Annotated in this window: 6 protein-coding genes and 2 pseudogenes; 4 read left to right on the top strand and 4 right to left on the bottom strand. The window is 30.7% G+C overall.

What is annotated here, in order from left to right:
* Nucleotides 1–176 precede the first annotated feature (176 nt).
* Together CD135_RS10725 and CD135_RS13265 are read right to left on the bottom strand one after the other, a co-directional pair.
* Nucleotides 177–446 carry a hypothetical protein gene (locus CD135_RS10725; protein WP_103269453.1) on the bottom strand — a complete coding sequence of 90 codons (270 nt, stop codon included), beginning with the start codon at nt 444–446 and terminating at the stop codon, nt 177–179.
* Nucleotides 447–609: 163 nt separating this feature from the next.
* Nucleotides 610–732, bottom strand: a complete 123-nt coding sequence (locus tag CD135_RS13265) for a hypothetical protein (RefSeq protein ID WP_258027596.1) — start codon at nt 730–732, stop codon at nt 610–612.
* Between the two features lie 331 nt (nt 733–1,063).
* Between CD135_RS13265 and CD135_RS10720 the strand changes: the two genes are divergently transcribed.
* The 4 genes and pseudogenes from CD135_RS10720 to CD135_RS10705 all read left to right on the top strand — a co-directional run bounded on the left by CD135_RS10720 (nt 1,064) and on the right by CD135_RS10705 (nt 5,104).
* Nucleotides 1,064–1,567, top strand: coding sequence for a DUF805 domain-containing protein (locus CD135_RS10720; protein ID WP_017000441.1), 504 nt, complete (start codon nt 1,064–1,066; stop codon nt 1,565–1,567).
* A gap of 157 nt (nt 1,568–1,724) precedes the next feature.
* Complete coding sequence (locus CD135_RS10715; RefSeq protein WP_103269452.1) at nt 1,725–2,291, top strand: DUF488 domain-containing protein; 567 nt, start codon at nt 1,725–1,727, stop codon at nt 2,289–2,291.
* A gap of 122 nt (nt 2,292–2,413) precedes the next feature.
* On the top strand, nt 2,414–3,832 hold the full coding sequence (locus CD135_RS10710; protein ID WP_064205165.1) for a sodium:solute symporter family protein: 1,419 nt from the start codon (nt 2,414–2,416) through the stop codon (nt 3,830–3,832).
* A 131-nt stretch (nt 3,833–3,963) separates the two neighbouring features.
* Nucleotides 3,964–5,104 (top strand): annotated as a pseudogene (locus tag CD135_RS10705) (IS3 family transposase).
* 235 nt (nt 5,105–5,339) lie between these two features.
* Here CD135_RS10705 and CD135_RS10700 read toward each other — a convergent pair.
* Nucleotides 5,340–8,435: a YhgE/Pip domain-containing protein gene (locus CD135_RS10700; protein WP_258027595.1), complete on the bottom strand. Its 3,096-nt coding sequence runs from the start codon at nt 8,433–8,435 to the stop codon at nt 5,340–5,342.
* A 174-nt stretch (nt 8,436–8,609) separates the two neighbouring features.
* Nucleotides 8,610–8,789: pseudogene (locus tag CD135_RS10695) on the bottom strand (aldehyde dehydrogenase family protein); the annotation flags it as partial.
* Nucleotides 8,790–8,885 lie beyond the last annotated feature (96 nt).

Genomic DNA, 8,885 nt, shown 5'->3' with positions numbered 1-8,885 from the left:
ATTATAATATTTATATATTAATGTAAAATCGATTATATAGTTGATTATATCAAAAATAAAATACAAATAGTATTATAAGTAAAATGACTCTCTAAATTATAGTATTGTGAAATTTTAATACATAATAACTTTAATTCTTAATTTAATTTTTATTTTGCCCTTAGAATATTTATTCTTTAGTAAGTTCCACCTTGACCTTTTCCTCTTGATTCTACTTGTCCTCTTAGGTAATCAATATAGTTAAGATCTTCTGCTAACTTATCAACTGTTTCAGCTTTATCTGAAGGTATGCCTTCTTTATAGGCATCTAAAAATTCATCATCTGACATAGTGTTTGGATCTGGTCTTTGGCTGGTTTGTTCTTCTTCATATTCTCTTTGTTCTTCTACAGGAATAGATGGTTGAAATTTACCTGCTTTAGCAAGTTGCTCTTGTTTAGTAGTCATTTCATCTGCAGGTACGATCCCTTAACCATCATGGTTATTGCTTATATCAGTTTAGGTTTCTGTTGTATCATCTTCAGTTTTATTTACTTTTTTATTCTGTGAGTTATTGGAGTTTTTTCTTAGAATATGATTTTTTAACTTTTTTCTGTTCTTTAGTTTTTCTTCAGATTCCTTTTTTATCTTTAATTCCCATTTTCTTTATTTGATTATTTTCATATTGATTCCATGTAAATAATTCTGCAGCTTCTAATAACACAATGACTAAAATGATAATTAATTGTTTCATAAATTCATAAAACCTTCATTATTAATAACAGTGATGAAAAAGATATGATTAAAATAACAGGTTTGAAAGATTTACTTGTCCAGGTTTCGTTTTTATTTTCTATCTTAATAGTAGGGTATATAACAGATCATATTGAAATACAATATATTTATACTATATCGGGGATAATTACATGTATAATAGCGGTTGGTTTTTCTAAGTTCAGTAAAATAAAAAAATTACATATATAAAATAAAAATCTATTATTCTTAATATGAATAATTTTAAATTCATTTGCTTTATAAGGTTATACTTTTGTATACTATTACTATCAAATGGTAGGAGGAAACTCATGAATAATTCACAAAATCAAGTTATAGAAAGTTACAAAGATTTTTGGGTACGTTTTTTAGACATAAACGGAAGATCTAATCGTCCAGACTTTTGGCATCCTTTTTGGATCAACTTTGTAATAACTTCTCTCTTAGGAATGGTTTCAGCTGGGTTTCTAAGCGGACTTTTCGGATTGGCAGTCATAATACCTTCATTCACTGTTATGACAAGACGTTTACATGATTCAAATCGTACAATGGTTCTTGCAATCGTTTCTCATATTAGTGGCCTTATCGCTTTGGCTGCGACTGTAACGTTTGTTGTAGCTATCCTTGCAGCTGCAGGGGCTGGAAGTACTGGTATGCTTGGTGCGTCGTTGATGGCTGGTGCATTCGGTACAGTTGTAGCTGGAGTAGTGACGTTATATACATTGTATGTGTTAGTTAAGCCTGGTGATAAAACGGCTAATAATTATGGTTCTGGCGGTAGTTGTGATATTGCTCCAGAAGTTCAAACTCAATAATTAAACTTCAGTGTTTATGTATCCTATCATTTATTGATAGGATTTTATTTTGGTTTGGATTAATAAATAAAATGATACAATGTATAAAATGTAACTACACTTGGAACTAAGATGTTTCACATGAAAAAGATCTGTAAACATGGAGGTAATGAAATTTATGTGTGTATATACTATAGGTCATTTTGATTATGAGTTAGATACTTTTCTAAAGATGTTGAAAAAGGCTCATATCACAATGATTGTTGATGTTCGTGCATTTCCTAATAGCAAAAAACATCCGCAGTACAATCAAGGATCATTTAAGAATTGGCTGAAAAATCATGATATAAATTACCATCATATAGATTTATTAGGTGGAAGACGAAAACCATCTCAAGAAGTAGGGGAAACTTTAAATGAAGGTTGGAAAAACCAATCATTTCATAATTATGCAGACTACACATTAACAGACGATTTCAAAACAGGTATTAAATCATTAATTAATGATACTAAAAATGATACTGTAGCAATTTTATGTGCAGAACAACATCCTTCAAGATGTCATCGTTTAATTATAAGTAATTGGTTAGCGGCACATGATACAGAAGTTAAACATATTATATTGAACGATAAAGAAGGAATAAAAATAGTGCCACATAAACTCGGACAATGGGGTGCAATGCCAATTATAGAAGATGATGGCGAGGTTGTTTATCCGGAAGAAACAGGGGGTTTTTCAAAGTAAACTCAATACTATAAAAAGGTGCTTTCATAATTCTTACTTAAGTGATAAGATTTCAATTGAGTTAAAAATAACAATAAGCTTAATTTATTGTGAAAACATCATATTTGCGAGGTGGTATTGTAGTGTTTAATAACAATGAACAATTTGTTCTAGGTTTTATAATCATAATTTATTTTGTGTTTTTACTAATCATGTCTTTATACATAAAGCGAAATATAAAAACATACGATGACTATAATATGGCGAGTAGAACTGTATCAGTCATCCCATTGATTTTAACATTTGTTGGTACAGGTGTAGGTGGTGCTACATTGCTAGGGTATATGGAAAATGGATATACGTTAGGTATGGGCCAACAATGGATACATATTACGATGATAAGTGCTGTTATCATTCTTGCGTTATTCTTCTTAAAGCGTATTAGATTATTAGGTGAAAAATATAACATGGTAACAATAGGTGATTACACTGCGCTTCGTTATGGTGAATCTGCACGTATTCCTACTGTTATCAGTTTCTTATTTGCTTATTGTGCGATGACAGGTATGCAATTTGTCGCTATTGCTTCTATTTTAAATTTAACATTAGGACTAAATATGACAGTTGGTATCATTCTAGGTTGGGTCTTGCTGACAATCAAAACTTATCTCGGTGGTTTGAAAGCTGTCATTTGGCAAGATGTTATTCAAGGTACGATACTTACGGTTGGTATTATCGTGTTGTTCTTTGTGGTTATATATTATTCAGGTGGTTGGAGCGAAGTTCAAGCTAACGCTATTAACCAGAATCAAAATGATATGTTAGATTTTCTTAATATTACACCAAATGAAATTTTAATTTATCTTTTAACATTAGCTTTTTATCAGTTTATTAGACAAGATGTTTGGCAACGTATTTGGGCAGCTAAGAATTTAAAAACTGCGAGAAATGGTTACTGGATTTCAATGATTATTGCGGTGATATTAGGCGCAATGACAGTTTTAATCGGTGTATACAGTAAATTTGGTTTGAATCTCGATATAACTGAGACACCATTAGTTTATTATCATGTGATTCAAGAAGTCTTCCCGTTTCCTTTAGTAGTCGTTATGATTATGGTGTTACTAGCAGCTGTTATATCTAGTGCGGATTCGTTCTTCATTGCAGGTGCTTCATCTATTGCTAACGATATTATAAAACCAAATGTCAAAATCTCTAGTCAAAAGAAAATGTTGTTATATAGTAAGGTATCTGTGTTAATAGTTTCTGTTATTTCTTTGATATTATCACTTATGATTCCTGGGTTAGTAAACCTTATGGTAACAGGTACTGCGATGTCAGTATCAGGTTTATTAGCGCCAGTTGTTTTCGGTTTATTCTGGCAAAGACCTACAAAAATTGCTGGGAATATTTCGATGTGGAGTGGACTTGGGTCAGCCGTTATTTGGCAAATACTTGGTCATCCGTTTGGGATTCATCCAATCTTAGTTGGATTACCACTTTCAATTATTATGTTATTGGTTGTTACATTTTTAAGTAAGAAAGATGAAGCAACAATTTAATTATATGATTAAAGCAAAACATTATAAAAAAGAATCTGGACGTTTTGCACTAACCCCAGAATGTGGGAGTAAAATAAAAACACTTTCGTTGAATTCATATTAAAATGAATTTATACGGAGGTGTTTTTTCTATGAAAAGAGTAGCATATTCAGTTGAAATAAAATATAAAGTAGTAGAAATGAAACTTAAAGGATATAGTACAAGAGAAATTATGGATACTTTAAACATTAAAAATAAGTCCCAAGTTGATCAGTGGTGGAAATGGTATAGAAATGGTGAAACACATAGGTTCAATCAACAAGTAGGAAAACAATATTCCTACGGAAAAGGTATCGAAGAGTTAAGTACTGTTGAAACACTTAAAATTGAGTTGAAACGCAAAGAAGTAGAGAATAAAATTTTAAAAAAGTACAAAGAATTGGAAAGGAAGTGGTCCCAGAAGTAGTTGTCGAGTTAGTAAATGAATTGAAATCTAAATATACAGTGAAACTCATTTTAGAAGTTTTAGATATTCCAAAATCTAATTATTACAGATGGAAAAACAAAGATTTCAGTATATCTGAGGATGAAAATGAAATTATAGAACTATGTAAGAAGCATCGTTTTACATATGGCTATAGAAAAATAACTGGCTTGTTAAATAGAAAAAATAATAAAACAATTAATCACAAGAAAGTACAAAGAATTATGCAAAAACATAATTTAAATTGTAAAGTACGCGTGAAGAAATCGAAAAGACCAGGGAATCCATATTATAAGACACATAATCTATTGAATAGAAATTTTAAAGCAGAGAAACCTTTAGAAGTACTTTTAACAGATATCACTTATATACACTTCGGGAATACAATGTTGTATCTTTCATCTATCATGGATGCTTACAATGGTGAAATTGTGGCATATAAAATTGGTAAAAACCAAAATCAAGAACTAGTAAATGAGACATTAAAACAACTTCAATTGGAACCAGGGACTATATTACATAGTGATCAAGGAAGTGTGTATACCTCTTATGAATACTATGCCCTATGTACAGAAAAAACATTACCAGAAGCATGTCCCGTAAGGGAACGCCAGCTGATAATGCCCTAATAGAATGTTTTCATGGCTCTCTAAAGAGTGAAACATTCTACTTAAACAGTGAGCTTAGAAGCTCTAATACCATTGTAATAGATATTGTAGAAAATTACATTGAAAACTATAATAAAGTTAGAATTCAACAAATACTCGGCTACTTATCCCCTATAGAATATAGGGAATTAGCAGCCTAGAAAATAGTGTTTTTATTGAGTTCCCTTAGTAAGGGTGCAGTGTCATATTAGAAAGTAGCTGTTTTTTAGTGGTTTTAGAAAGTGCTGACGCCCGGGGAATAGTATGAGTGAGAGACTACAGGCTCGAACCATACCCCTAGGCAAGCATGCACTTTCAAGATTAATATTATAAATAAAATCGCCCAATCCAGTAGTTAATTTCTACTGATTGGGCAACTTATTTTGCTACATGAAATTATTCCATTAAATAACTATCTTCAGCGCGTTTACTTGTTTTGTTTTTCCATGGATCCAGTATCGGTTTAACGATAAATCCTATTGTGAATATAACGACTCCAAATAATACTAGGAATATTATATTATAAATTAAAATTTCTGGTACTACACCACCAACCGCTTCTCTTAATGCATCTACAGCATAAGTAAATGGTAAGAATGGGTGTATTGCCTGGAAGAATTTTGGTGTAACTTGTATAGGGAATGTTCCACCGCCTCCTGCAATTTGTAATACCATTATAACGATTGCTAAAGCTTTACCAACGTTACCGAATAGAGATACTAATGTATATACTATGCTGATAAATACTATAGAAACGAGTACAGATAGTAATATAAATAATAGTCTATTATCTATAGCAGCGCCTAAGATAAACATATTTCCTAGTGACACGATGATTGATTGCATAACACCTATAATTATGAATATAAAGCTCTTTCCAACGAATGTTTGTCTTAATGAATACTTATTCTTAATTTCTGGATTTTTAATATCTGTCGTTAATAAGTTAGATAATAGTAAAGCGCCTACCCAAATAGCTAAAGATGTATAGAAAGGTGTACTAGCTGTTCCGTAGTTAGGAACACTAAATAACGATTCTTCTTTTAATTCTATTGGATGTGCGATAATATCTGCTTGTTTCTTCAAATCATTTTTCAATAATTTTATAAGTTCATGAACAGTATCATCTTCATCTATTTCTCTAACTTTGTTTGCAGCTTTTTTAATATCTTTTTCAATACCTGGTAAATCATTTCGTGCAAATTCTGCTAAGTCATGAATTTCTTTTTGTGCTTCTGGCAAGTTGTCATCTACTAATTGAACAGCGCGATCGTATTTATCAATCATTGCTGGTAAATCATTATTTGAAAACTGTGCTAAATTTTCTACTTCTGATTGAACGTTTGGCAGTTCATTTTCAACGTAATAAGCACCTTTTCCTACTTGTTCTTTAAATTTAGGGAAGTTTGTCTGTGCAACTTCATTAATGTTATTAAACTTTCTTTCAAGTTCTGGTAATTCATTATTAATGCTTACTAATAAATCGTGCCCATTTTGTAATGAGCTTTTTCCAGTTTGAATGACATTTTCTATCATGTTCATTGAACTTCTGATAGTTGAGATATCGTCGATACCTTTATTTAATGCTTGATCAATTTGATTGACGCCTTCCATTAAAGTAGTTTTAAAATCACTGCTTGTATATTTCATTAAATTATCTAAAGATAGTAAATTAGAATCTATTAATTTATCTAATGCCAATACTTCTTCTTTTCCAGATTTACCGTCATTTAAAGCGTTAATAAGGTTGCTTTGGCCATTAATTACACTTTGTAAATCTTTGTTAGCTGATTCAAATTGTGAAATTGCTTTTGAAGTATCAATACCTTCAGATTTCTTAAGTTCATTTAAAATATCAATCATTGAATTATTAAATTCTACACCTTGTTTTAATCGTGATTGATTATTTTTCACAGTATCTGCAAGTTGTTTGCTGTCTTGACTCATCAATATACTTTGATTGATTGACTGCATACTTTCTAAATCTTTTTTATTCATTGTTGCTTGTTCATTGCTGTAGTCTGCTAGCGCTGTTAATGATTCGCTAAGTGCTGATTTCATTTCTTTTAATTCTTGATCATTTAATACTTCTTTAGAAGATTGATTGTTGTCTGGATTGTCTTCTTTATTAGCGTTTTCTCCATCTTCATCGTAAGCTTGTTGAGTTGTTACGATATCATTTCCATTTTCATTCTCTTCAGTTGATTCTATTTCTTCTTTTGAAGCATCTGATTTTTCTTTGTTATTTTCTTGCTCCTCAGCACTTTGATCAGTATTATTATCTTCTTCGCTTTGTTCTTCTGATTGCTCTTTAGGTTGTTCTTCAGTTTTATTTTCTTCGTTTTCTTTATTACTATCTTGTTGCTCTTTATTTTGATTATCTTTAGGTTCTTCTTTATTTGGATCTGATTGTTCTTTGTTATCTTTATTATCTTTTTCTTGTTCTGATTTCAATTTTTCGTTAGCTTTTTCAGTTTTTTCCTGAGCTTTTTTAGCATCTGCTTCATACTTATCCAATTTATTATTTAATTCAGGCAAGTATTGTTCTGCTTTATTGATAGCCGTTAATGCTTTTTCAGATGCTTCAATACCTTGAGGAACACCTTTATTTATTTTAGGAAATTGCTCTTGTACTTTATTAGCTTTTGCTAATGCACTTTCAATTTCAGGCATTTTAGCATTAAGCGCAGTAATTAATTTAGCAGCTTGGTTAATCTCACCCATTTTACTGTTTACTTCATTAATCTTGTCTACACCTTCATTAATATCGCCTTTGTAATTACCAAGCGCTTCGAATTCATCTTTATAATGCGTTATGTCATCTTGATGTTCGTCAATTTCTATTACCTTTTCTTTAAATTCTTCTATTTTAGGAAGATTATCTTCAGCGGTAAATACAGCATTTTTAATTTTACTCATAGTAGGTAATTCATTTTCAATGTCTAAACCGACTTGATTCGCTTCTTTTAATAATGCTTGCGTAGCATTCTCGCCAAATTCTTTATTTAAAGAATCTACAATTGAAGATGCACCAGCGTTTGTCATTTTAGGTGCAATAGCATTTAATTTCTCGTTTACTTTGTAATCGATGACTGCTTTCTTAGGTTTTTTATTATATATACTTGTGACTTCTTCAGAAAAAGTCTTATGTAAATATATAGAGGCATAATAATCACCTTTTTCGACACCATTGTCAGCCTTTTTACGATTTACAAATTCCCATCCGAACTTATCGTTTTTCTTTAACTGTTTAACTAATTGGTCACCTACGTTAATATCTTTCCCTTCAACTTTGGCACCTTTATCCTCGTTTACGACCGCAATTTTAATACCTTCAGTATTGTTGTAAGGGTCCCATGTAGAACTTAAATTAAACCAAGCATAGAATGATGGCAAAATTGAAAGCCCTAATAATAATATAATTACAAACGGCACACGTCTTATATTTTTAATGTCTTCTATAAAAATTTCAAATGGTTTTTTCAAAAGCACAACTCCTTATCTATTAGTACACGCCATGTACTATAATAATCAATACCGTTATCATAACCCATGTTCAAAATCAATTCAATAATATTTTTACTATATCACTATATTTATTTGGTCTCATATAGTTCTAAAATTGATAGTAATAGGTATATCAGTATATTAAAATAGAATATCTTTCTATTTTATTAATTGCTCGCTAAACCAATTTATTTTATTTAATTGCTTACTAATATTGATTTGTTTTACTTCTTGGAAAGATTCTAAACCGTAAGTACCTAACCCTCGGCCTATACCAGAATGTTTATAGCCACCCCAAGGATTTTCATTGAAAGCAGTATGGTAATCATTAACCCACGTTGATATGCTCCCTGTTAAGTAAACACTTAAATAGTGAAAACTTAGCAGGGAGTTTTATTATGACTAGAAATATTAAAATAGATATCAATACTTTAT

This window comes from Mammaliicoccus lentus (assembly GCF_002902755.1).
GTDB classification, from domain to species: Bacteria; Bacillota; Bacilli; order Staphylococcales; family Staphylococcaceae; genus Mammaliicoccus; species Mammaliicoccus lentus.
This window is presented reverse-complemented; position numbering and strand designations above follow the sequence as displayed.

Excerpts from the sequence above, each read along its gene's own strand:
- CD135_RS10725 (WP_103269453.1), bottom strand. The coding sequence starts at position 446 with ATGACTACTAAACAAGAGCAACTTGCTAAAGCAGGTAAATTTCAACCA.
- CD135_RS13265 (WP_258027596.1), bottom strand. The coding sequence starts at position 732 with ATGAAACAATTAATTATCATTTTAGTCATTGTGTTATTAGAAGCTGCA.
- CD135_RS10720 (WP_017000441.1), top strand. The coding sequence starts at position 1,064 with ATGAATAATTCACAAAATCAAGTTATAGAAAGTTACAAAGATTTTTGG.
- CD135_RS10715 (WP_103269452.1), top strand. The coding sequence starts at position 1,725 with ATGTGTGTATATACTATAGGTCATTTTGATTATGAGTTAGATACTTTT.